The 21,727-nt window shown below is 56.9% G+C and carries 18 protein-coding genes and 1 tRNA gene; 7 read left to right on the plus strand and 12 right to left on the minus strand.

Going from position 1 to position 21,727, the window contains the following annotated elements:
- Window positions 1-86: 86 nt before the first annotated feature.
- The 6 genes from ACYQ2U_RS14240 to ACYQ2U_RS14265 all read left to right on the plus strand — a co-directional run bounded on the left by ACYQ2U_RS14240 (window position 87) and on the right by ACYQ2U_RS14265 (window position 9,613).
- Window positions 87-800 (plus strand): S24 family peptidase, encoded by a 714-nt coding sequence (locus ACYQ2U_RS14240; RefSeq protein ID WP_459951051.1) that lies wholly within the window; start codon window positions 87-89, stop codon window positions 798-800.
- A gap of 565 nt (window positions 801-1,365) precedes the next feature.
- Window positions 1,366-4,032 (plus strand): DDE-type integrase/transposase/recombinase, encoded by a 2,667-nt coding sequence (locus ACYQ2U_RS14245; protein WP_459951052.1) that lies wholly within the window; start codon window positions 1,366-1,368, stop codon window positions 4,030-4,032.
- The gene (locus tag ACYQ2U_RS14250) at window positions 4,029-5,186 is read left to right on the plus strand and encodes an ATP-binding protein (protein WP_459951053.1); all 1,158 of its coding nucleotides are present in this window, start codon (window positions 4,029-4,031) and stop codon (window positions 5,184-5,186) included. Before ACYQ2U_RS14245 ends, ACYQ2U_RS14250 begins: the two co-directional genes overlap by 4 nt.
- Window positions 5,173-6,546, plus strand: coding sequence for a TniQ family protein (locus ACYQ2U_RS14255; protein WP_459951054.1), 1,374 nt, complete (start codon window positions 5,173-5,175; stop codon window positions 6,544-6,546). Before ACYQ2U_RS14250 ends, ACYQ2U_RS14255 begins: the two co-directional genes overlap by 14 nt.
- Before the next feature lie 620 nt (window positions 6,547-7,166).
- Complete coding sequence (locus tag ACYQ2U_RS14260) at window positions 7,167-8,993, plus strand: hypothetical protein (protein WP_459951055.1); 1,827 nt, start codon at window positions 7,167-7,169, stop codon at window positions 8,991-8,993.
- On the plus strand, window positions 8,984-9,613 hold the full coding sequence (locus tag ACYQ2U_RS14265; RefSeq protein WP_459951056.1) for a hypothetical protein: 630 nt from the start codon (window positions 8,984-8,986) through the stop codon (window positions 9,611-9,613). The genes ACYQ2U_RS14260 and ACYQ2U_RS14265 overlap by 10 nt, the downstream gene beginning before the upstream one ends.
- Before the next feature lie 428 nt (window positions 9,614-10,041).
- On the opposite strand, the gene ACYQ2U_RS14270 is transcribed toward ACYQ2U_RS14265, so the two are convergent.
- The 10 genes from ACYQ2U_RS14270 to ACYQ2U_RS14315 all read right to left on the minus strand — a co-directional run bounded on the left by ACYQ2U_RS14270 (window position 10,042) and on the right by ACYQ2U_RS14315 (window position 19,472).
- Window positions 10,042-10,117, minus strand: a tRNA-Ala gene (locus ACYQ2U_RS14270).
- Window positions 10,118-10,124: 7 nt separating this feature from the next.
- On the minus strand, window positions 10,125-12,029 hold the full coding sequence (locus ACYQ2U_RS14275) for a chemotaxis protein CheA (RefSeq protein ID WP_459951057.1): 1,905 nt from the start codon (window positions 12,027-12,029) through the stop codon (window positions 10,125-10,127).
- A gap of 30 nt (window positions 12,030-12,059) precedes the next feature.
- Window positions 12,060-12,878 (minus strand): protein phosphatase CheZ, encoded by an 819-nt coding sequence (cheZ, locus tag ACYQ2U_RS14280; RefSeq protein WP_459951058.1) that lies wholly within the window; start codon window positions 12,876-12,878, stop codon window positions 12,060-12,062.
- A 7-nt stretch (window positions 12,879-12,885) separates the two neighbouring features.
- Window positions 12,886-13,281 (minus strand): chemotaxis response regulator CheY, encoded by a 396-nt coding sequence (cheY, locus tag ACYQ2U_RS14285; RefSeq protein ID WP_459951059.1) that lies wholly within the window; start codon window positions 13,279-13,281, stop codon window positions 12,886-12,888.
- A 17-nt stretch (window positions 13,282-13,298) separates the two neighbouring features.
- Window positions 13,299-14,273 carry a chemotaxis protein gene (locus ACYQ2U_RS14290; RefSeq protein ID WP_459951060.1) on the minus strand — a complete coding sequence of 325 codons (975 nt, stop codon included), beginning with the start codon at window positions 14,271-14,273 and terminating at the stop codon, window positions 13,299-13,301.
- Between the two features lie 12 nt (window positions 14,274-14,285).
- Complete coding sequence (locus ACYQ2U_RS14295) at window positions 14,286-15,275, minus strand: chemotaxis protein (RefSeq protein ID WP_459951061.1); 990 nt, start codon at window positions 15,273-15,275, stop codon at window positions 14,286-14,288.
- Window positions 15,276-15,394: 119 nt separating this feature from the next.
- A complete protein-coding gene (locus ACYQ2U_RS14300; protein ID WP_459951062.1) occupies window positions 15,395-17,047 on the minus strand; it encodes an ATP-binding protein in 1,653 nt (550 codons plus the stop codon).
- A 20-nt stretch (window positions 17,048-17,067) separates the two neighbouring features.
- Window positions 17,068-17,373: an STAS domain-containing protein gene (locus ACYQ2U_RS14305; RefSeq protein WP_459951063.1), complete on the minus strand. Its 306-nt coding sequence runs from the start codon at window positions 17,371-17,373 to the stop codon at window positions 17,068-17,070.
- 52 nt (window positions 17,374-17,425) lie between these two features.
- Entirely contained in the window at window positions 17,426-18,481 is a 1,056-nt protein-coding gene (locus ACYQ2U_RS14310; RefSeq protein WP_459951064.1) for a protein-glutamate methylesterase/protein-glutamine glutaminase, read from the minus strand.
- Between the two features lie 130 nt (window positions 18,482-18,611).
- Window positions 18,612-19,472: a CheR family methyltransferase gene (locus ACYQ2U_RS14315; RefSeq protein ID WP_459951065.1), complete on the minus strand. Its 861-nt coding sequence runs from the start codon at window positions 19,470-19,472 to the stop codon at window positions 18,612-18,614.
- A gap of 189 nt (window positions 19,473-19,661) precedes the next feature.
- Between ACYQ2U_RS14315 and ACYQ2U_RS14320 the strand changes: the two genes are divergently transcribed.
- The gene (locus ACYQ2U_RS14320) at window positions 19,662-19,832 is read left to right on the plus strand and encodes a hypothetical protein (RefSeq protein WP_459951066.1); all 171 of its coding nucleotides are present in this window, start codon (window positions 19,662-19,664) and stop codon (window positions 19,830-19,832) included.
- Here ACYQ2U_RS14320 and motB read toward each other — a convergent pair.
- Complete coding sequence (gene motB / locus ACYQ2U_RS14325; protein ID WP_459951067.1) at window positions 19,829-20,749, minus strand: flagellar motor protein MotB; 921 nt, start codon at window positions 20,747-20,749, stop codon at window positions 19,829-19,831. The genes ACYQ2U_RS14320 and motB overlap by 4 nt on opposite strands.
- A gap of 66 nt (window positions 20,750-20,815) precedes the next feature.
- Window positions 20,816-21,673, minus strand: a complete 858-nt coding sequence (gene motA, locus ACYQ2U_RS14330; RefSeq protein WP_459951068.1) for a flagellar motor stator protein MotA — start codon at window positions 21,671-21,673, stop codon at window positions 20,816-20,818.
- Window positions 21,674-21,727 lie beyond the last annotated feature (54 nt).

Consider the following 21,727-nt stretch of genomic DNA (forward strand, 5'->3'; position numbering starts at 1 on the left):
AAATTTATAAGCTGGGGAACACAGCCGACATGATAGCGTTGCTATATCGTTTGTCAATAACTCACAAAATAATGTAGCATTGCTACATGTCTCAAACGGCAAAAATGATAGCAAAGGATGAAGCTTCAGCGCTCCGAGATCTCTTTGAACGGCATGTGAACAAATCGCAAGCAGCATTTGGCCGTGAGAACAATATTGGAAGCGCGTCAATGGTCAACCAGTACCTAAGCGCTAGACGCCCCCTAAACCTAATGGCAGGGATACGTTTCGCTGCGGGTATGGGCGTTGAGCTAAATTCATTTAGCCCTCGCCTGGCTGCGGAGCTTGAACTAGCGCTAAAAGTAGCCCCACAGGCTAGGGGTGAAGGAATCCATCAGTCTGACTACGCCACGATCCGCTGTGTCCAATTACAGCTGCAAGCAGGCAGGAATGAGTACAAGATCCGATCACTCCCTAAGGTCGGTGCCTTCATTGCTTTTCGCAACGACTGGCTCAAACAAAGAAACTATGACAGCCATAAGCTATTAGCCATCCCTATGAACGACGAGGGAATGAGGCCAACTTTGGCTCAAAACGACCTAATAGTGGTGAATACAGCAGATACAGCCTTCGCCGATACTGCAGTCTTTGCTGTGAATTATGAGGGGGATGTGCTCATCCGCAGGATCGTTAGAGACGCTGCTTCATGGTGGCTGTATTGCGATAACCCCGATGCACAACGCTTTCCTAAAAAGGTATGGGTCGATAAGCATTGCTACATAATCGGGAAAGTCATACATAGGCAAAGCGAGTCAATTTAGCCCCCCCCTCATTCCCGGCGTAGCACACTCCAACTTCTACGAGAGTCAGTTTGACTTGGAGTCACCGGAAAACACCTAAGAAAACAAACAATTAACTCTGCATTCACGCAGAGTATACTCTGAATTATCATTACAATTCAATGGGTTAGTTGACTTTCCAGATAATTCATTCTATTTTTGCAATTCAGACAGTTGCCCTCTTGAAGTTTCGTTTTCCTGGTGCAGAGTCGACGTAAGCCGTACAGCGCGCCCAGAAGGCCGATGCGGAGATCAACGGAGGTGACTCAAACGGAATGAACCCCAAAGGAATTCAGTGAGGAGTAAAACGACAACGGCCCGGGTTGCCGCCCGAGCCGTGTCTGGTGAAGCATCCAGTTTCGCTACCGGATAGCGCCATTCTAAGCCAGGCGCCTACTTAGGCAAGTAGATGCGGCCTCCTCAGTCCAACAAGACGCTACGGAACCTGAACGCTTGTTTAGCCAAGCAGGTATCAGCTCCGATAGGGATTCCTTTGGCCAAAATTTCCTGAGTCGCTTCCTTTCACGTCCCTAGAAAGGAAACCGTCATGCTCACCGATACAGAGCTAGCCGACTACCTTAACAGCCGAGAATTGTTAGCTAAGGCACGAGAGGTAGTACATCAGGTCAGGAAGTCACCGCCAACCCGAAGAGTGAAGAGCGGTGTCACCAATGTCCCTTGCCGATTTTCCAGCCGGAAGATGGGTACTGTTATCCAGGCTGAGAGCCATCGTAATGAACTTCCGACCATTGTTAGCTGGGAATACGACCCCGACACCTTCGAGTTCTACGACCAGCCCCCAAGAATCAAACTGACTTATCAAGACAAAACCGGGCATCGCCGTGGGCACATGGCCACACCGGATTTTTTCGTTTTGCAGAAAGAGTTCACTGGCTGGATCGAATGCAAGACAGAAGAGTGGCTCAAGAAGGAAGTGGAAAGAGGTTCACTACTCTATGTGGCTGACGGCCCTGGTCAGTGGCGGTGTCCTCCTGGCGAAGAATACGCAGCCTCACTCGGGCTCGCTTTCCGTGTCCGGTCATCGATCGAGACGAATTGGACTGCCGTTCGAAACGCCGAGTTCATATCGGACTATTTGGACGACAAGACACCAACGGCTACCGAAGAACAACTCAAGCTCGCCATTGATGCCCTAAGAGGCCAAGCCTGGATTCTCCTTAAAGGGCTTCTCGGCTACAACCCGGACCTCTTACCTGCCGACGCCATCTTTTCAATGGTTGCCAGGGGGCAGCTCTATGTAGATCAAGTAAACGAATTGCTGTCGGCACCAGAGCGAACAAAAGTCTTCAGAGATGAATCGACAGCTAAAGCCTATCGACTATGCCTGGCAGCCCAGGAGCCCACTGCCGCTGCCACATTGAATTCCATCGCTATCGAGCCAGGTGCCTCCCTTATTTGGGATGGACGCCCTATGACCATCTGTAGCGTTGGCGATAGTCATGTATTTCTGAAGGATGAAAACAAACGACTCGTTACAGTCACCGAAGAAGAAATCCAGCATCTAGTCCGTGACGGAATGGTTCAAGGGTTGCCAATTAAGACAACTGCCATACCTGGGTCAGTGGAAGAGGCCCTGCTATCAGCAAGTCCGGAAGAGCAGGAAATTGCCTATCGCCGCTACTGCGCCATCTTCCCTGAAAAACAGACAGAGAACAGTGCGGACACCACCGTCACGGCAAATCCCCGGACCTTGCGTCACTGGCACAAGCTCTATCTTCGTAGCCAACAAAAGACAGGTATCGGTTTCATTGGGCTACTCCCCAAGATTCACCTCCGAGGTAATCGAAATCGCAAAATTGACCAAGCGGTTATCGACGTTATGAGAGAGGTGATCGATGAGTTTTTCGCCAAACCCGCCGGGTGGCCCCTGGTGAGCTGCTGGGGCGAAGTAAGGAATAGATGCGAAAAGAAAGACTTATCTCCACCCGGCGAGAAGAGCTTTCGGCAGGAAATTCGTCGCAGGCGCAGCTACGAACTACAAGCTATCCGTGAGGGTGAGAAAGCCGCCTACGACAAGGAGGAATTCCAGTGGTACCTCGAACCCGCGGCTCCTCGCCATGGAGAACGTCCCTTTGAGATTGGCCACATTGACCATACCGAATTAGACATCCAACTCGTCGGTAGCCGTTATGGCGAGAATCTCAGCAAGGCCTGGCTCACCGTTTTGGTTGATGCCGCCACGCGATATATCCTGGCTTGGGTGATCCGTTTTGAAGAACCCAGCTACCGCAGCTGTATGTTGCTTCTCAGGGAGTGCCTCCGCCGTCACAGCCGAATCCCCAGATACATCGTGGTCGACAACGGTCCGGAGTTCGCCAGTACTGACTTTGAATGCTTGCTGGCTCTCCTTGAGTCCCATAAGAAGAGCCGTCCGGGTGGGAAACCCCGCTTTGGCTCAGTCGTCGAACGCTTCTTCGGCATCTCCAACAAAGGGCTCATCCATAACCTGACCGGGAATAACTTAGCGCTTCAGAATCCCCGTCGGATGTCGAAAAGCCACGATCCAAGGGAATTGGCAATCTGGACCCTCCCCGAACTCTGCAAAGCCTTTGGTGGTTATGTGGATCAGGTCTACCACGTTGATGAACACTCAGCGCTAGGCATGAGTCCGAAGGTGGCCATGGCAGCCGGCTTGGCAAATACGGGCTTACGCAGTCACAAGTTGATCCCCTACAGCAAAGCGTTGCTTGTGGCGTTTCTACCAAGCACGCCCAAAGGTACCGCCAAGGTCGAATCATCCCGTGGCGTCAAAATTAACTACATCCACTATTGGGCAGAAGCATTTCGGGATCCCCAATGGGAAGGGAAAAGCGTCAAGGTCCGTTACGACCCGGATGATGTCTCCCTCGCTTTTGCCTGGTTGAAGGATCGTTGGGTTCCCTGCCGTTCAGAGCATGCGGCAGAGCTTCACGGACATTCTGAACGCGAAATTCGGCTGATTACCCAAGAACTTCAAGCCAAGAAGAAGAACTCTGGCAACCGGCGGGCTATCACGGCCAGCCTGATTGCCACCTACCTCAAAGGCACAGCCGCCACTGAGAAGATATTGCTACAGGACAAACGCCACAAGGAAACCATGGCTGCGCAGGCGCAACCCTTGGCAGCACAGTTAGGCATCGCTGATAAGGCGATCCCAGCAGAAAATGACTTCTGGAACGACCTTGAACAGCAGTTCTTTGGAGAGCTGGCATGAACCGCAAACAACCTGTTCGCTGCCCAGATCATGTTCTGGCTGACACTGCCGCCAACCGTGTCCTTTACTTCAAGCGGCACCTGACCAACCACTTGCATATGAATGGCGCCATCAACCAATCGTTGAGTGCTATTAGCCGGGCCTCCGGCCCTCGGGTCGTGATTCTGACCGGACCCACAGGGGTTGGGAAAACCACCATGGCCAGATCACTGTACCGAACTCTGCAAAAGCAATATCAAGATGAAGCAGAGCGGGATAAGGGAGTGATCCCAGTTTCTGGCATTTGCGCAGTCCCGCCAAATGGCTCGGCCTTTAATTGGAAGGACTTCTATATCCGATTGCTGACCGGCCACGGTGACATTCTTATTGATCGGAAATTGGCGACACATCGGCAGGGGGAGATTTTTCCCGATGCAATTCCCGTTACACCACTGGAAGGATCAGCAGCACCTAACCTGCGTAGAGCGCTGGAGAATTCCCTTAGGCATCGAAAAACCAAGGTACTCATCATTGATGAGGCTCACCATATTCTGATGGTCAAGAATGCGGTTGATCTGGAATACCAGTTTGAATCCCTCAAATCATTGACCATTGAAACCGACGTCACCATTGTCCTCGTAGGTACCTACCGATTGCTGGACATCCGGGATCAAAGCGGCCAACTAGTGCGTAGAAGCGAAACCGTCCATTTTCCACGCTACGACATCAGGGCGGCGACTGATCGAGCTGCCTTCTCCTCTGTACTTACGGAACTCGCCTACCAACTACCGCTAGCGTCCCTCCCGGATTTCAGCCATGACCTGGACTACTTCTATACAAAGACTGGGGGATGCGTTGGCATCTTGAAGGATTGGCTGTGTCGTTGCTTAGAGGATGCGATCACAAAAAACAAGAAGACCTTTACTGCCGACGATGCGGAAAAGCTGTCCCTTAAGAACAAGGCCCTACGCACCATCATTGAAGAAGCCATGCTGGGGGAAACAAAGCTAGAAGACGAGGCCACCGACAATATCCGGAACCTACTGCTGAATGGCTTACCCGAGGTTGGCTCCAAGCCTGCGACCATCAGAAAATCCTCGGGTAGAGCGCGCAAAGTCGGGGAACGGCTACCTACCCGTGATCCAGTTGGAGGGGTTGATCATGTGGTCAGTTAAACCGGAATTTGACTGTTTGGAGGAGGAAGAGGAATTTTCACTATCCCCACGTAGCCACCTATATTCCTTGGAACCCAAAGGATTGGGTACGGAAAACGTAGAAAGCCTCACTTCGTATCTGGTCAGGCTCTCCAGGGCTCATTCGGTCAGCCCGAGACGGCTAATCCGGATTGAGTTTGCCAAGCATTGCCATCCGCCAGGAAGACTAGATCAGCTCATCCGCCGGGTCAGCACCCTGAATACGATTGACGGATTGGGTGACTACGCCAGAATTTTCGTAGAGGAGACAACGCGGCTGACAACAGTCCAGGAAATCGAAAACCTGACTTTGTTGCATTTGGCAGAGCTTCTCCCCAGAAACGGACAAGGAACCCTGGTCAGGAAGCCTCGCTGGTGCCCGACTTGCCTTCAGGAAATGCTTGACGCTGATGGTGAAGTCGTCCGTCCACTTCTATGGCTACTTGATCTTTATCAAACCTGTCACCGCCACAACGAACCGCTGACAAGCGCCTGTCCTCACTGTGGCAAGCACCAGCTTTTTATTCCTATTCAGCCCAATCTGGCTTATTGCAGTAGTTGCGGAAAACTTCTGATCCCGCCTCAATTTCAAGGAAAGTCAGTCACGAATGAAGGCTCGTGGATTTCGGCTGCACTTACGCAACTGATCGCCCAAAAACAAGAACTCCGCGATCACCTTAACAGGGAATACTTTGCCTATTCGTTAAGAAATCTCGTGAACGACAGGGCCGATGGTAATCAGGCCGAATTCTGTAGGCAACTAAAACTGCCAACCTGGCAACTGAAGAAGTGGCTTTACCAAGGACAGCGACCCAGCCTGCCGCAGCTGTTAATCCTGCTTGAACGACTTGGCCAAAGTCCGCTTTCATTCTTTAGCCAAGCAAGCGCGCCCGCACAGCCAATCACTAAATCAACCGCATCCCTTACTTACCATCGATCGAGCCGCCCATTACTCGATGCTCAGGCCAGAGCAGCACTTTCCCGCACATTGGAAATAGTGATTAACAGCACTCTGGACACGCGGTCACTGGCTGAAGTTGCAAAGTCAGTTGGGCGCACAAAATCCTGCATCAAATATTGGTTCCCGGCACAAGCACAAGCCATCCGAGAAAAGCACCACAAAGCAACCAGTGCGGCAGTACAAACCCAGTCAGATATTGACCGAAAAACGGTACTGAAAACCGTCCAAGATATTTCAGCTAATGGTACGTATCCAGGGTGTCGTCGGGTCAATGAGACGTTACGCAAGCACGGCCTGTCTCTTGCTCGTCCTGAATTAAAGGCTACTTACAAGCAAGCTGTGACAGTCAAGGAGAACTGTGATGAAAAAAGCAAAGAGTAGGAGGAAAGTACTGAACGTCTTTTACACGCGCCGACAAGCCAAGCTTTCTGCCAAGCTGAAGAAGATCATGGGATTTCAGTCCAGACTTGAACTTCCTGGCTATCTTGGTTGCGCGCATGACTGGCAACGAGATGGGCAGACTTTGACCGGTATTCGGTGGACTTGCAGTAAATGTTTGGGGACATATATAGGTTAGAACCTGAGCGGACTTTTTCTATAACCGGCCTTTTCAGCCGTTCAGGCCCTCGTTTCTGAACAGCTGCTCTAGCACACTAAGCTGACTGCGCAGTACCTAAGAAAACAGGGGCAACTCAGTTTGGCCACTTATGCGAGCTACCACTTCACGATGGAGTGGCGGATAAAATTTCACGCTTACGTAACTTATGCAATATGATTCTGGCGGCAATAAGATTTAATTGTTTTTATGTAGCGCATAGGTTGCGGTCGCAATGCTTCTTCCGGCCACAAGCAAGCTGCCGACAGCCAAGCTCAAAGCAGCCACCTAACCACTTTTATGTACGTTTGTATCTTGCATTAGACTGCTCACTCAAGCTCAACGATCCATAGGTGCAAAAAATGCAAGCCAAATGCATTGGTTGCCCTGCCCTCTAGGAGAAAGCATGAATGCATTAATTTGCGTACGGCGTTCGTTGATCATAAAGGCTGCCTTCGTGGCAGCAACAGTTCTGCTGGTGTCCAATGCCATGGCAGACACGCAGGTGCCTCGCTTTCCCGACAGCGCGCTAACTTTGGGCAGCGGGGTCAACCTATCCAAACCACTGGACACCCTACCAGCCTGTTTCTCGTTTAAGCGCACCCCGATTGACTCCAACGTGTCTTTGGACTACCGCTACTCGATCAAGGCTTACACCAGTGTCGATGAGGTGAAGCGGGCTAATCGAGTGGCAGGCTCCATTGGCGGCTCCGGGGTCACCATGTCGGCCCGCCTAGAGGGCTGGCGCAAGGCAGAGCGCACCGACAACCGTTCCGCTCTGTATGTCGTCATTGACGCAATCTACACAGGCCCACGCTATGAAGCCATGGGGATTGCTCCTTTGCCCAGCGTTAAATCTCTGTTCAAGTCCGGCAAGGCCGACGCCATCGTTGAGCGCTGCGGCACCCACATTGCCACCATGGAGCACAATCGCCAGTCGCTGCGCATGGTGATAAACCTCAGTCACATGGACTCCTGGGACAAGCAGGAAGTCTTTTCTAAGTTCAGTGCAAAGGGGAACTTTGGTCTCACCAAGGTCCGCGCCTCGGGAAGTTACGGCGCCTCGGTGGAGAAAACGGTGCGCGAGGACAATGAAAGTTTCGAGCTTGAGGGTACAGGCCGGGCGCCCGACATCGCCACGGTCACGAACCTCATGGGAAGCAAAGCCGGCGACCTCAAAGCCTTTGCCGAAGGGCTAAAACCCGTAATGGATTCTGCTGGCATGGGCACCAATGGGTCCTTCGTATCGTACGGGTTCACGGTACAACCCATCAAGGCCTTCTTAGAACTGGGAATCGAGATCGCCGACTCCAGTGAGCGGGTCCAGGCTTTAGCGGACCTCCAGGATCTGGAAGAGATGCTGGCTGCCGAAGTAGCCGATGTCAACACGGACCTCGCAGTGATGGGTTTGCCTGCAGCCGACATTAACAGTTTCAATGCCCGAAAGACCTTGCTCACCAGACGCTTGAGCGAAATGCGCGCTGACATGAAGCGTTGCCTGGTGGGCAAACAAACCCACGCAGCCGCTTGCGACAACCTGGTTTTCGATTGGAAAAACCGCATCACCGCAGAGCGTGGCCTCAAGGCTGATCTGTACACCACGAAAGACAGCGCCCAGATCGAAATGGGCCTGAACCTGCACACTGGATTCGCGGGAACCGTTACGTTGGGGCTGGAGTACGCCGGCCAGAACATCTGGCTTGACTCCTTCAAAGTCCTAAAGGGCTATACCCGTGTGCAAATCTTGCAAGCCAAGCTGAACACCAAGGCAGCGGGTGGCGCCCCAGAGCTTAGTGTCTTTAGCGAAGCTCCCCTGACCATGACCCTCTTGGGAGGGGTCGCTGCGATGTCGCGATTCCCGAAGGACGAATCCAATCGAGCTGACGCCATCTATTTGGGCTGCAACAACCTGTACATCGTTGACAAGGGAATGCACCCCTTTGGCAGCACCGGTTTCATGACCCAAGTGTCCAGCTCGGTCCCGCCGGACAGCTTGTGCGCATCCCAGGCTATCCCTGGTGGTCTATACATCGGTGCTGTACCCATTGGCGTTTACAACCCGCCACTGGACATCAAAACCCTTCCGGGTAACTATGTCAAAGTGACGCCCCCCAAAAACACGGCGCGACTGATACTGCGCATGACCGACAGTTACGGGTTCACGGTTACGACGGTGCTGGTTAATGACGCCCTGGCCAAGATGAACGAATTAGGGATGGCGCAATGGCAATGACCGCGAAGCAATGGGGTGGCTACGTGCTGGCCTTGGCACTAGGCCCGTGCCTTTATCAGACCGCATGGGCAGACTGCCCTGTGCCCCTGATCAACACACCGACGGCTGCCGCACAGAAGCTGGCCGTGCACGATCTCAATACCATTGCAAAATGCGACTCCAGTGACCCAAAACTGGACCAAAGCCCATGCAACATCTTCGTCAGCCGGGGTATCAAGATGCTGTATGGGGTGGAGGATTTCCAGACAGGCTCCGGCCACATGGATGCCAACCGCATTCTAAAATTCGTGAGCACCTCACCCAAATGGGGCCGAATTGGCAGCGTCAACGACAGTGACAACGGACTATGCGCCCAGGCCACCGCCAACGCTGGCTTGCCGGTGATTGCAATCAAGTCAGGAACGGTGCACGGTCATGTTGTGATGGTTATCCCAGGGCAGCCAGAAAAGTCCCTTTCGTTCGGGGTCATAGTCCCGAAGGCAGCAGGATTCTTTTTGGTGGAACCAGACAACCCTCCCAAAGACAAACCGCGATTTTTTATCGGAGGACAGCTTAGCGAGGGCTTTGGCGCAGAAGACTTCAAAAAGTCCACCTACTACTACCGCAAAGCAGCAAATTGATCCACCCAAGCACCATGCCGTTGTGCAATTAATTGGCATTTAAATTTATGCTGCTCGCCGTTACTAACACCTACCCCACCTTTTACTACAAGGGCTTCTCCTACATTTTGAATCTCCCCGATTTTAGTGGTCACACGTAGGACTGCTTTCCTCGCCAAAACAGTCGGAATTTTCAGACTAGTCAAATGTCGGCAAAAACCAAACTTCTGCCGCACATCACTTGAGAGGCTTCCAATATCCCGCTCAACGAATTTGCAGCATAAGCTTGCCTGCTGACGAAATGCACCAATAAAAAACCCTGATACTTTGGGTAAGTATCAGGGTTTCAATGAAAAACGCCCAACTTCTTTGTTAGCAGGAAGCATAACCTGTCTGTTCTGACAGTTTTATGCGTCCAGCTACAATGCGTCAGGCTTTTTCGTTTTACCTGGTGGACCGGAAGGGGATCGAACCCTCGACCTTCGCATTGCGAACGCGACGCTCTCCCAGCTGAGCTACCGGCCCGTAAAACTTAGGCGGCGGCAACCTCCACCGGCAGCAGGGAAGAACGCGGTACGCCGCGGCCTTCGCCCAAGGCCACCAGCAGTTCCTTCATGTCCAGGATCAGCACGATCTGGCCATTGGACAGGGTGGTCACCCCGGCCACGCCCTTGGGACGGAAGTCGTCGAGGGACTTGATCACGGCGTCTTCGCGGCCCATGAAACCGTCAATGGCGAGGATGAAAGTGTGTTCCGCCGTCTGCATCAGCACGCCGTAGCCGGGGATGCGGTTGGCCGGCCAGCCGACGAGGTAGGACAGGGGATAGATGGGCATCACTTCGCCCCGCACCACCATGGTGGCGCGCCCGCCGACTTCCTGGACGGCATTGATTTCGATCGGCAGGATTTCCCGCACCATGGAAAGGGGCACGGCGAAAGGCTGCTCTTCCAACTGCACCAGCAACACCGGCAGGATGGCCAGGGTCAGGGGCAGGGAAATGATGAAGGTCGTGCCCTTGCCCTGTTGGGACTTGATGTCGATGGAACCGTTGAGCTTCTGGATGTTGGTCTTGACCACGTCCATGCCCACGCCACGGCCCGACACGTCGGAAGCCACATCCTTGGTGGAGAAGCCGGGGAGGAAAATCAGGTTATAGCTCTGACGTTCGTCCATGGTGTTGGCTTCTTCGTCAGTGATCAAGCCCTTCTGCAAGGCCTTGGCGCGCAGTTTTTCCGGGTTCATGCCACGGCCGTCGTCGGCCACGATCAGGACGATGTGGTCGCCTTCCTGACGGGCCTCCAGGCGAACCTGGGACTTGAGGGACTTGCCGGCGGCGACCCGATCCTCGGTGGGTTCGATGCCGTGGTCCACCGCGTTGCGGATCAAGTGGATGATGGGATCGGACAGATCCTCGATCATGGTCTTGTCGATTTCGGTTTCTTCACCGACCAATTGCAGTTCCACATCCTTGCCCAGGGAGCGGGCCAGGTCGCGGGCGATCCGGGGATACTTCTGGAACAGGCGACCGATGGGCTGCATGCGGGTCTTCATGACCGCGTTCTGCAAATCCGACACCAGCAGGTCGAGCTGGCTGACGGCCTGGTCCAAGGCATGCAGGGTATCGGTGTCGTTGCGGCCGTTGAGGATGTCGGAGCGCAGCGAATTGAGCCGGTTCTTGGTCAAGCCGATTTCGCCGGACAGGTTGAGCACCTGGTCCAGCCGGGTTGTGTCGACGCGGATGGAATTGTCGCGGCTCTTTTCGGAATCACGACGGCCCACGACCGGCGCATTGCTCGGCTTGTCGGTGGCGCGACGGCCGATGGCGGCCTTGATGATCTGGTCGGGGGACTCACCCTTGACGTCGTGGTGCAGCGCGACCGCGGTCCCGGCGGCGGGAGCCGCAGCTTCGGGCGCGGCAGGCGCGCCGGTGACGGCAGAATACATCTGGTTCCAGTTGGGGGCGCCTTCACCCGCCGGCGCTGCGGGCGCCACCGGTGCGGCCGGCGCAGCAGGGGCTGCGGCCGGGGCGCTGCCGGCCTTCAATTCGCCGGCAATGGCGGCCTTGAGGCGGGCAATCAGGTTGGGATCGGCAGGACGGGGCTGTACGCCGCCCTCGAGGGAGCTGAACATTTCCCGCACGGTACCGGTGGCATCGAGGATGACGTCCATCATCTCCGGGGACACGTCCATTTCGCCGGTACGCAGCAGGTCGAACAGGTTTTCCGTCAAGTGGCACAGGGTGACCAGTTCAGTGGCATTGAGAAAACCGGCACCGCCCTTGATGGTGTGGAAGCCGCGGAAAATGTCGTTGAGCAAGCCCTTGTCCTGGGGGTTTTGCTCCAGGTCCACCAGCTTGTTGTCGACGCCGGACAGCAAGTCCGTCGCTTCCACCAGGAAATCCTGGAGAAGGTCTTCCATTCCTTGAAAGTCGCTCATTTTCCGCTCCTTCTTATCGGTCCGCCGGGCTTAGAAGCCCAGGCTTTCCAGCAATTCGTCCACCTGGGATTGGGTGGTCACCACATCGGTACGGCCGTCGGCATTGATGACGGGGCCGTTCAACAGGCCTTCGGGCGCCTCTGCTTTCCGCTCCTGGGGCATCGCTTCGATCAACACGGCCAACAACTGGCTTTCCAGGTTCTGGGCGATCTCCACCACTTTCTTGATGACCTGCCCCGTCAAATCCTGGAAGTCCTGGGCCATGACGATTTCCATCAACTGGGCATTGACCGCCTTGATCTTCGTCGGGCTGTCATGGAAATAAGCCCGGGTATCGGCCGCCAGCGCCTTGAAGTCGTCCACCGACAACTGGTTGGCGAACATACGGTCCCAGCGCGCGGCCAAGCCTTCGCTGCCGGCCAGCAGTTCGTCCTGCATGGGTTTGGCGGTTTCGGCGGCGTTGAGCACGCGGCTTGCCGCCTGCTCGGTCATTTGGGCGATGTAATTCAGCCGTTGCCGCGCATCAGGCACCATCTGCCGGGCGGATTCCTCCAGCATCTTGTCGTAGCCCAACTCCCGCATGCTGTCGTGGAGCTGCCGCGCCAGGTTGCCCAGGCGGTTGAACACCACTTCGTCATGGGAGCCGCTCGGCGCGGGCGCGGGGGTTCCCGGCTCAGCCACATCGGCCGACACGCTGTCGAAGAGGGCTTGCAGATCGTCGGAATCGCCGGAGGCATCGGGCTCGACGACCGGTGCGGTCGGGGCTGCCGGGGGGCTGGCGATCGTATCGAACAACGCCTGGAGGTCGTCGGAGTCGCCCGACTCATCAAATTTGACGGGTTTGACCATGATGGATTCAGACTCCCATCTTTTCGAAGATCTTGGTCATCTTCTCGTTCAGGGTGGCTGCCGTGAAGGGCTTGACGATATAGCCAGACGCGCCAGCCTGAGCCGCGGCAATGATGTTTTCCTTCTTCGCCTCGGCGGTAATCATCAACACCGGCAGATGCTTGAGGGCGGGGTCGGCACGGACAGTCTGCAACAGGGTCAGGCCGTCCATGTTCGGCATGTTCCAGTCGGAGACGACGAAATCGAAACTGCCGGCCTTGAGCTTTTGCAGGGCAATGGCACCGTCTTCCGCCTCTTCCACATTGGTGAAGCCCAACTCCTTGAGAAGGTTACGGACAATGCGACGCATGGTGGAAAAGTCGTCCACCACCAGAAACTTGATCTTGCTCGGATCCGCGGGCATTAAAAATTCTCCAGGTTTCAGTCTCTTTGGGATTTCAACAACAGGGGACGCAGGGTATCCGCCAATGCGTCGGCATCAAATTTGGCCACGTACTGATCCACCCCCACGCTCTTGCCCATGGCCCGGTTGGCCTCGGAAGAGAGGGAGGAGTGCATCACCACCGGAATACCTTCGAAACGGACGTCGGACTTGATGTTCTTGGTCAGCACGTAACCGTCCATTTCCGGCATTTCGGCGTCCACCAGGATCAGGTCCAATTCGTCATGGACGGCGCGGCCGGTCTGCTGCGCAGCGGCGGCCATGCCGGCCAGGCGGGTCCAGGCTTCCATGCCGTTCTGCGCATGCTTGTGCTTGACGCCAAGCTTGTCCAGCACCTCGGCAATCTTCTTGCGGGCGACGGAGGAGTCATCCACGAAGAACACGTTGAGTTCATGGGCGTCATGGATCGGCTCGATCTGCCCCACCATGGCTTCGCCGAAGGTGTTGGCCATGATCTGCTCCACATCGACGATGGAGACCAGCTTGCCGTCGGGCAGCTCGGTGATGGCGGTGATGTAGGCATGGGCACCGCTGGTGACGGCCTCGGGAGCCCGCACCTTGTCCCATTCCACGCGAATAATGCGATCCACGCCGTGGACCAGAAAGCCCAGGGTGCGCTTGCTGTACTCGGTGACCATCATCGACTGGCCCAGCCCCGGCGGGGCGTCGCCCAGGCCCATGGCACGGGAAAGGGAAACCACAGGAATAACGTTGCCACGCAGGCTGATCAAACCTTCCACGCCTGCCGGCATATTCGGGGTCTTGGTGATCGACGGGGTTTTGCTGACCTCGCGGACCTTGAAGACGTTGATGCCGAAGATTTCGTGGGTACCCAGTTCGAATAGCAGAATCTCCATCCGATTGGACCCCGCCAGCTTGGTACGGGCATCGACCGTATCCAGCAGGGAATTGTTGGGATTGTCAGCGTTGGCGGCAGAAACAACAGCGTTCATGGTTTACTCCCCTCAGGCGTTCGCCGCCGCGGCGGCGCTGGCGGCGCTGGCCGCGGCACTCTGGCGCAGGATGCGGGTCAAGGTGTCGGCCAAGCGTTGCGGCTCGAATTTGGCCACATATTCATCGACGCCGACGGAAATGCCCAATTGTTGATTGGACAAGGAGGAAAGCGAGGAATGCATCAGGACCGGCACTCCGGCAAAGCGGGGGTCGGACTTGATATGCTTGGTCAGGATGTAACCGTCCATTTCGGGCATTTCCACGTCGGTCAGGACCAACTGGAGAATATCCCGCACGCGGCGACCGGCAGCCTCCGCATGGTTGGCGATCTTTTGGAGTTCATCCCAGGCGGCCCGGCCATTGATGGCGCCGATGTGCTTGACGCCCAGCGCGGTCAAGGTCCGCTCGATCTGGTTGCGGGCGACGGAAGAGTCATCCGCGTAGAAAACGGTGAAGTCGTTGTTTTCCAAGGGTTTGATGGCCTTGAACAGGAACTGGTCATCGTACTTGGTGGTTTCCGCCAGCACGCGCTCCACGTCGAGCAGCATGACCAGGCGGCCATCGGGCAATTCGGTTACCGCGGTCACCAATCCGCCCAGGTTGCTGGTCAGCATTTCGGGCGGGACACGCATCTGGGACCAGTCCAGGCGGAGGATGGTATCCACCGACTCCACTAGGAAGCCCTGGGTATGACCGGCATATTCCGTCACAATCATGATGTCCCGGGTCGCGGAAGAGTCCATTTCGACGTATTGGGCCAGATCAACCACCGGCACCAGGGCACCACGCAAGCTGACCATGCCCTTGACGGAACTCGGCATATCCGGCGCCGACGTGATCTGGGGAGTCCGCATCACTTCGCGGACCTTGAACACGTTAATGCCAAATGTTTCCTTACGCCCCGTACGCTGGTCGGTGCCGAGGGAAAAAAGCAGGATTTCCAGCTTATTTGTCCCGGCCAAACGGGTACGAGCATCGATATTTTTCAGTAATTCGGACATTTCTTAGCCTTTCAACGAAAGCCGCCGTTCTGCGGCTTGTCGCACCAGATGGCAATCTTACGCGATTTTCACTTTTTTTCGCGGGAGCCCAAGCCTTGTCCGCCCCCTCACCTGCACAGCTATGAGGATAGCTTGCTTCCGCTCAAGTCATCCATCATGACCGGCAAGCGGACACGGATCTGGTTGCCTTCCCGGTTGAACTCCATACCGGTGGTCAAGGAGGCCACCAGGGCCAGGCCCCGCCCGTAGGGCAGGGGGTTGTCCTCGGTGGCCTGCACCAGGTTCAGCCGGCCATGGTCGAAACCTGGGCCGCTATCGGTGCAGGTAATCGTCAACAGGGGGCCATCCGGCCCCATTGTCTGGCTCAAGGACAAATCAATACGCCCATGCCCCAGCGCGGAGAGGCGCCGCGACCGTTCCTCAAGGAAAATACCCATGCCATCCGGCCCCAGCTTGAGGGTGGAATCCATGCCCAGCACGCCGTGATCCAGGGCGTTGTTGTAGAGCTCGGACAAAATGACAAACAGCACGCCGCCCATGGCCCGGGTGGAGACGAACTGCCCGACCCCACCCAGCAGCAGGGGGACGACGTCCACCGTGCGCATTTCCTCGGGACCGATGGACAGATTCAGGGACCATTCGCCGCCATCGGTGCTGCCCCGCTGGGCCACGACCCGTTCTTGGAGCGGCGCCGCATGCTTGCGGCAATCCACCAGCAACAGGGATGCATCGCCCTGGATGGCCGATGACGGGGGAAATCCTGTGCCCGCCCAGGCGCTGAATTCGGGATAGCCCTGCTGGCGCAGCCAGCCGAGGAAATCCTCGGCCGAGCCCGCGCCGATCTGGTGCAATAAGGCACGGGACCCCAGGGCCAGGTACTCCACCCCCAGGGATGTCCATACCTCGGCTTCCACGACGAACTGCTCTGGCGCGACAACTCCCAAGCCCGGATGTACCTTGGTGGGAAAGGACACCCCGCCCTGGGGGGCAATGAGGATGGGTACCGACGCCCCGCTATTCCACACCTGGATGACCCCATCATTGAAGTCTACGGACACCATGGATACCGACAAGGGGTGGCCGTCGGGATAAAACCGGAACAAGCGGGCATTGGCCTCGCGCAAGATGGCGTCGATCCCGTAGCCTTTTTCCGTCATCCGGTAAAACGGAGCAATCACGGGGAAGGCACTGACAGCGGCAAGGGTATTGCGCCGCATGTCATCCACGTACATGACATGCAGCCCCTGGGCCGGCGTCCGGGCAACCAGGAGAAAATCGCTGCCCAGCACGTCACTGGAGCGGCTCCAATAGCGGACTGCCCGATCGACTGGCCGCTCGCCGTTGATGAATTGATCGAGCATCTGCCGCACCAGGCGATGCTCGCCATCGATCAGGCACTCAAGCTCGCCCACCTGTCGGACCAATTGGGCATGGGTACGGTCATGGGCGCGATTGGCCTCGACCAGGGCCAGCAGCGCAAGCACTGGCGCCGTGGAAACCGGAGCGGGCAAGGGAAGCACGTGATTGGCGTCGGGCGTCTGATCCGCCCCCAGCAGCAGGCAGAAAAGTCCGCTCTGCCGGCATGCGTCAAATAAACCTGAAAGGGCTTTTCCCTCTACCCATGCCGCATCCGCCAGCACGGCATCTGTTTCCGGGGGTAGCTGGACGCCATCGGCAACCGTGGCGTGACGGACGACGACATGCCCGGTCCGGTTCAGCTCGGCAACCAATCCTTCATGGGAGGAGGCTGCCGCTACGAGGAGGATATTCATGCCCCCTCTCCCCGTCGCACTTAGGATATGGCGAACAATTTGCCGAAATTGGCGATATCCAGCACCTGACGTACGGCGCCTTTGCAGTTCACCAGGGTCACTTCCTTGCTCGTGCCGCGGGCCTTGTCGCGCAACATCAGCAACATGCCCAAGGCCGAGCTATCCAGATAGTCCACTCCTGCCATATCGACCGAGATTTCCCGCACCGACATCAACGGCAACACACCTTCCACGCATTCACGGAATTCGCGGTGGCTGTTGAAATCGAACCGGCCCTGCAACCGAACCACGGCACGGCCATCAGCGGTTGTCACACTGGTCTGCATGAGTTACTCCTGAAAATGCATCTATTTATGGCTTCAAGTATACCCCGCGGCCTCAGCCCTTGCGCAAGCGGGCCAGCAACCTTCCGGCGATCTCGGTCAAGGGCGCCACATCATCCAGGGCGCCCAATTCAGCGGCAGCCCGGGGCATGCCATAAACCACGCAACTGTCCTTGTCCTGGCCGATATTCCAGGAACCGGATTGGTGCATGGATACCAGGCCTTCGGCGCCATCCCGGCCCATCCCGGTGAGGATGACGCCCAGGGCATTACGCCCAGCTTCGGCGGCTACAGCACGGAAAAGCACATCGGCGGCGGGCCGATGCCGATTGACTGGCTCGGTGCGGGCCAACTCCGTGACGTAGCCCGCGCCCTGGCGGCGGATCAACAAGTGGGAATGGCCCGGCGCCAAATAGGCGTGGCCCGGTTGCAGCTTTTCCCCGCCCTTGGACTCCACCACCGTCAACTTGGACAGGGTATTCAGGCGCTGGGCAAACGATGGGGTGAAGGTTTCCGGCATGTGCTGGACCATGACGATCGGCGGCATTTCCGCGGGCAGGGCGGTCAACACGGTCTTGATCGCCTCGGTCCCCCCCGTCGAGGCGCCGATGGCAATCACCTTATCCGTCAGCACCTTAGCCGGCAATCGACTGCCGCCATCATCCTTGCCCGGAGGGGACGCCGTGGCGGAATCGGGGGTTGGCCGACGGCGCGGGGTGGCATAGGCGGCGCGGATCTTGTCGCGGATATCGTCCCCATAGGCCGACAGGGCCGCCGGATTTTCCCCGTGGGGCTTCGCCACAAAATCCACCGCCCCAAGCTCAAGGGCCTGCAGGGTTGCGTCGGAGCCCCGAGCCGTCAGGGAGGAAATCATGATCACCGGCATGGGCCGGAGCTTCATCAGCCGCGCCAGGAATTCCAGCCCGTCCATCTTGGGCATTTCGACGTCCAGGGTCAGCACGTCGGGATTGAGTTCCTTGATCATCTCCTGGGCGATGAGGGGGTCGGGAGCAGCCCCCACGACCTCGATATCCGGCGCGGCGCCGATGATCTCGGTCAGCAAGCGACGCATCAACGCAGAGTCATCGACAACCAAAACCTTGATGGGCACGTCTATTTCCTAATTGAAGGGTTCCACAATGCCTGCGGGCGGCATGGCATGACGGCGAATGACGCCGATGGCGCGCAGGGATCGGCACCGCCCTGGGTGCGGCGGCCCATGGCCAGATCAGCACCGAGGTTCACGCCGACTCACCACTCTTGCGTTTTCTCTCGGTGTGTTCGTACACCGTCTTGCCCAGGGAGTGGAACAGGTCGGCCGCATGGAGAAAACTTTCGGAGTGCCCGGCGAACAACAGGCCATCGGCCTTGAGCAGGGGTTTGAATTTCTTCAGGATCGCGTATTGCGTCTGCTTGTCGAAATAAATCATCACATTCCGACAGAATAAGGCATCGAAGGGACCCTCGACGCCTGCATAGCGGGCATCCAGCAAATTGACGCGCTGGTAGGTGATCAATGCCTGTAGCTCGGGCCGGACCCGGGACAGTCCCTCCTTGCCGCTGGCGTCCTTGATGAAGAATTTTTGCAGACGGTTAGGCGATAGTTTTTCCGTGCGATCCCGCCCATAGACGCCTTGTCGTGCCGTGTTCAGAACGCTGGTGTCGATGTCGCTGGCGATGATCGACACCGGTGGATTCAGGGTATTGAAAGCCTCGCAGGCGGTCATCGCCAGGGAGTAAGGCTCCTCGCCGGTGGATGCGGCGGAACACCAGATCCGATAGGGCCGCTGCCGGCTCTCCTTCATGTGCTGGGCCAACACGTCGAAATGATGGGCCTCGCGGAAAAAATAAGTCAGGTTGGTGGTCAGGGAATTCACAAAGATTTCCCATTCCTTCGCATCGCCCTTTTCCAGAACCGTCAGATACTGGGCGAAGGAAGGCAGCCCCAGGGCCCGCAAGCGCCGGACCAGACGGCTGTAAACCATGTCCCGTTTGATGGGGGCCAAGGCGATGCCCGCATGGTCGTAAATAAGTTTGCGCACCCGCTCGAAGTCGGCGTCGGTGAACACGAATTCGCGGTCGTCTTTTTGTCCTGTAATCACGCCGTCACCTCTGTCGTCGAGAACGCCATTGCCCGTCGGTTGTGGTCGAAAGTCCGCCCCAGCTTAGTCACGGGAACAGCATGGCCATTGCGCCCAGCTTGGGCATCAAGCAGACAGGAAGGGAGGCCCGGATTCAAACGGAACAAAAATACCGTGGCCACGACAACGCACACCGCCCCTGGCGCAGCAATGCCGCTCGACATGCCGGACGAGATCACGAGCGCAGACCAAGCAGCCGCCGCTAACGCGATGGCGACCTTGCCGATGCGCCTCCTGTATGCGCCCATTTTTCTCCCGCTGTTATTTATTGTTGTTAACTGCAATGCCCGGTACCTGCGTCGTGATGACGCGCCGCGCTAGGGCGCCCCTTGCAAAGCCTCCGCCGCGCGACCGCCGCTGCCCACCTCGGTCACGTTACCGTCGCGCAGGATCGCCTCCTCGGTTTTTTTGTTCATCACGATGATGCTGATCCGGCGGTTGGTCGGATTGTAGGGATCGGTTTTATCGTAAAGGATGGTGGAAGCCAGCCCGACTACCCGCATCACCTTGTTCTCGGCCATGCCCCCGGCCAGCAATTCCCGGCGGGAAGCATTGGCGCGGTTGGTGGACAGCTCCCAATTGCCGAACCCCTTGTCGCCGCCGGCATAGGGCGTCGCGTCGGTATGCCCCGAAAGGGAGATCCGGTTTTCCACCCGGTTCAATGCGCGTCCCATTTCCCGCAGGATCTGCTGGGCGTAAGGCTTGAGCTCGGAACTAGCAGAGTCGAACATGGGTCGGTTCTTTTCATCCACGATCTGGATGCGCAGGCCTTCCGAAGTGATGTCCAGCAACAACTGGTTCTTGTACTGTTTCAGGGAAGGATTGGAGTCGATCATGGTCTCCAAATCGGCCTTCAGGCTTTCCAGGCGCTTCTTTTCCAATTGTTCGAGGTCGGTCTTCAGAGAGTCGAGGTCCACCTTCGGCTTGGCGCCATCATCTCCCCGCTGAACCTGGCCATGGGAGCGGGTGAGGTCCTCCCCGCCGCCCTGAATGATGGACGATTCGTCGCCGGCGCCGGAACCGCCGAACAAGGCCACCTTGAGCGGCGTGTTGAAGTAGTCGGCGATGCCCTTCAAGTCGCCCTGGGACGTGGAACTCAGCAGCCACATCAGCAGGAAGAAGGCCATCATCGCGGTCACGAAGTCGGCGTAGGCGATTTTCCATGCGCCACCGTGGGCCGCGCCGCCGCCCTTCTTGATCTTTTTGACTACGATTGGCTGTTGGGTATCGTCGCTCATGGTCAAGCTGCCCGTATCGTCTTACCGCTTCCCGACGGACGGCACTGCCGCCCGTCGCCCGCGGGCTTATTTGCCCTTACGGCTCTTGAGGTCGTCTTCTAGTTCGCGGAAGCTGGGCCGGTCGCTGGAGAACAGCACCTTGCGCCCGAATTCCACGGCCACCTGGGGAGCGTAGCCGTTCATGCTGGCCAACAGCACCACCTTGATGCAGGAGTAGATTTTGCTGCCCTCTTCCACCTTCTGCTCCAACTGGCTGGCGATGGGGGAAACAAAACCGTAGGAAGCCAGGATACCGAGGAAGGTCCCCACCAAGGCGCCACCGATCATCTTGCCCAGCACCGCCGGCGGCTCGCCCACGGAGCCCATCACGTTCACCACGCCCATCACCGCCACCACGATACCGAAAGCCGGCAAACCATCGGCGGTCTTCGACATGATGTGGGCCGGCAGGTGGGCCTCCTGGTGGTGGGTTTCGATTTCGATGTCCATGAGGTTCTCGATCTCGAAAGCATTCAAGTTACCGCCCACCATCATCCGCAGGTAGTCGGTGATGAAGTCCATCACGTGGTGATCCTGGGCGATATTGGGGTACTTGGAAAAAATGATGCTGCCTTCCGGGTTTTCAACGTCCGACTCGATGGACATCAACCCTTCCTTGCGCACCTTGGAGAGAATTTCGTAGAGCATGGCCAACAAGTCCATGTACAAGGCCTTGTTGAAATGGGAGCCCTTCAGTACCGAGGGCAATGCCGCCAGTGTCGCCTTGATTGCCTTGGTGCCATTGCCGGCGATGAAGCCGCCCGTCATCAAGCCGATGATGGCGAGGTACTCCATGGGCACGAACAGGGCGGCCAGACTTCCGTGAACAGCATAGGTGCCTACCGATGCGGCCAAAATGACCACATAGCCGATCAACAAAAACATCTACACCTCCACTTAGCACCCATCATGCAGCCGGGACAGGCTGCGCCTTTTCGA

This window comes from Denitratisoma sp. agr-D3, from assembly GCF_054658675.1.

Excerpts from the sequence above, each read along its gene's own strand:
- ACYQ2U_RS14240 (WP_459951051.1), top strand. The coding sequence starts at position 87 with ATGTCTCAAACGGCAAAAATGATAGCAAAGGATGAAGCTTCAGCGCTC.
- ACYQ2U_RS14245 (WP_459951052.1), top strand. The coding sequence starts at position 1,366 with ATGCTCACCGATACAGAGCTAGCCGACTACCTTAACAGCCGAGAATTG.
- ACYQ2U_RS14250 (WP_459951053.1), top strand. The coding sequence starts at position 4,029 with ATGAACCGCAAACAACCTGTTCGCTGCCCAGATCATGTTCTGGCTGAC.
- ACYQ2U_RS14255 (WP_459951054.1), top strand. The coding sequence starts at position 5,173 with ATGTGGTCAGTTAAACCGGAATTTGACTGTTTGGAGGAGGAAGAGGAA.
- ACYQ2U_RS14260 (WP_459951055.1), top strand. The coding sequence starts at position 7,167 with ATGAATGCATTAATTTGCGTACGGCGTTCGTTGATCATAAAGGCTGCC.
- ACYQ2U_RS14265 (WP_459951056.1), top strand. The coding sequence starts at position 8,984 with ATGGCAATGACCGCGAAGCAATGGGGTGGCTACGTGCTGGCCTTGGCA.
- ACYQ2U_RS14275 (WP_459951057.1), bottom strand. The coding sequence starts at position 12,029 with ATGAGCGACTTTCAAGGAATGGAAGACCTTCTCCAGGATTTCCTGGTG.
- cheZ (WP_459951058.1), bottom strand. The coding sequence starts at position 12,878 with ATGGTCAAACCCGTCAAATTTGATGAGTCGGGCGACTCCGACGACCTC.
- cheY (WP_459951059.1), bottom strand. The coding sequence starts at position 13,281 with ATGCCCGCGGATCCGAGCAAGATCAAGTTTCTGGTGGTGGACGACTTT.
- ACYQ2U_RS14290 (WP_459951060.1), bottom strand. The coding sequence starts at position 14,273 with ATGAACGCTGTTGTTTCTGCCGCCAACGCTGACAATCCCAACAATTCC.
- ACYQ2U_RS14295 (WP_459951061.1), bottom strand. The coding sequence starts at position 15,275 with ATGTCCGAATTACTGAAAAATATCGATGCTCGTACCCGTTTGGCCGGG.
- ACYQ2U_RS14300 (WP_459951062.1), bottom strand. The coding sequence starts at position 17,047 with ATGAATATCCTCCTCGTAGCGGCAGCCTCCTCCCATGAAGGATTGGTT.
- ACYQ2U_RS14305 (WP_459951063.1), bottom strand. The coding sequence starts at position 17,373 with ATGCAGACCAGTGTGACAACCGCTGATGGCCGTGCCGTGGTTCGGTTG.
- ACYQ2U_RS14320 (WP_459951066.1), top strand. The coding sequence starts at position 19,662 with ATGCCGCTCGACATGCCGGACGAGATCACGAGCGCAGACCAAGCAGCC.
- motB (WP_459951067.1), bottom strand. The coding sequence starts at position 20,749 with ATGAGCGACGATACCCAACAGCCAATCGTAGTCAAAAAGATCAAGAAG.
- motA (WP_459951068.1), bottom strand. The coding sequence starts at position 21,673 with ATGTTTTTGTTGATCGGCTATGTGGTCATTTTGGCCGCATCGGTAGGC.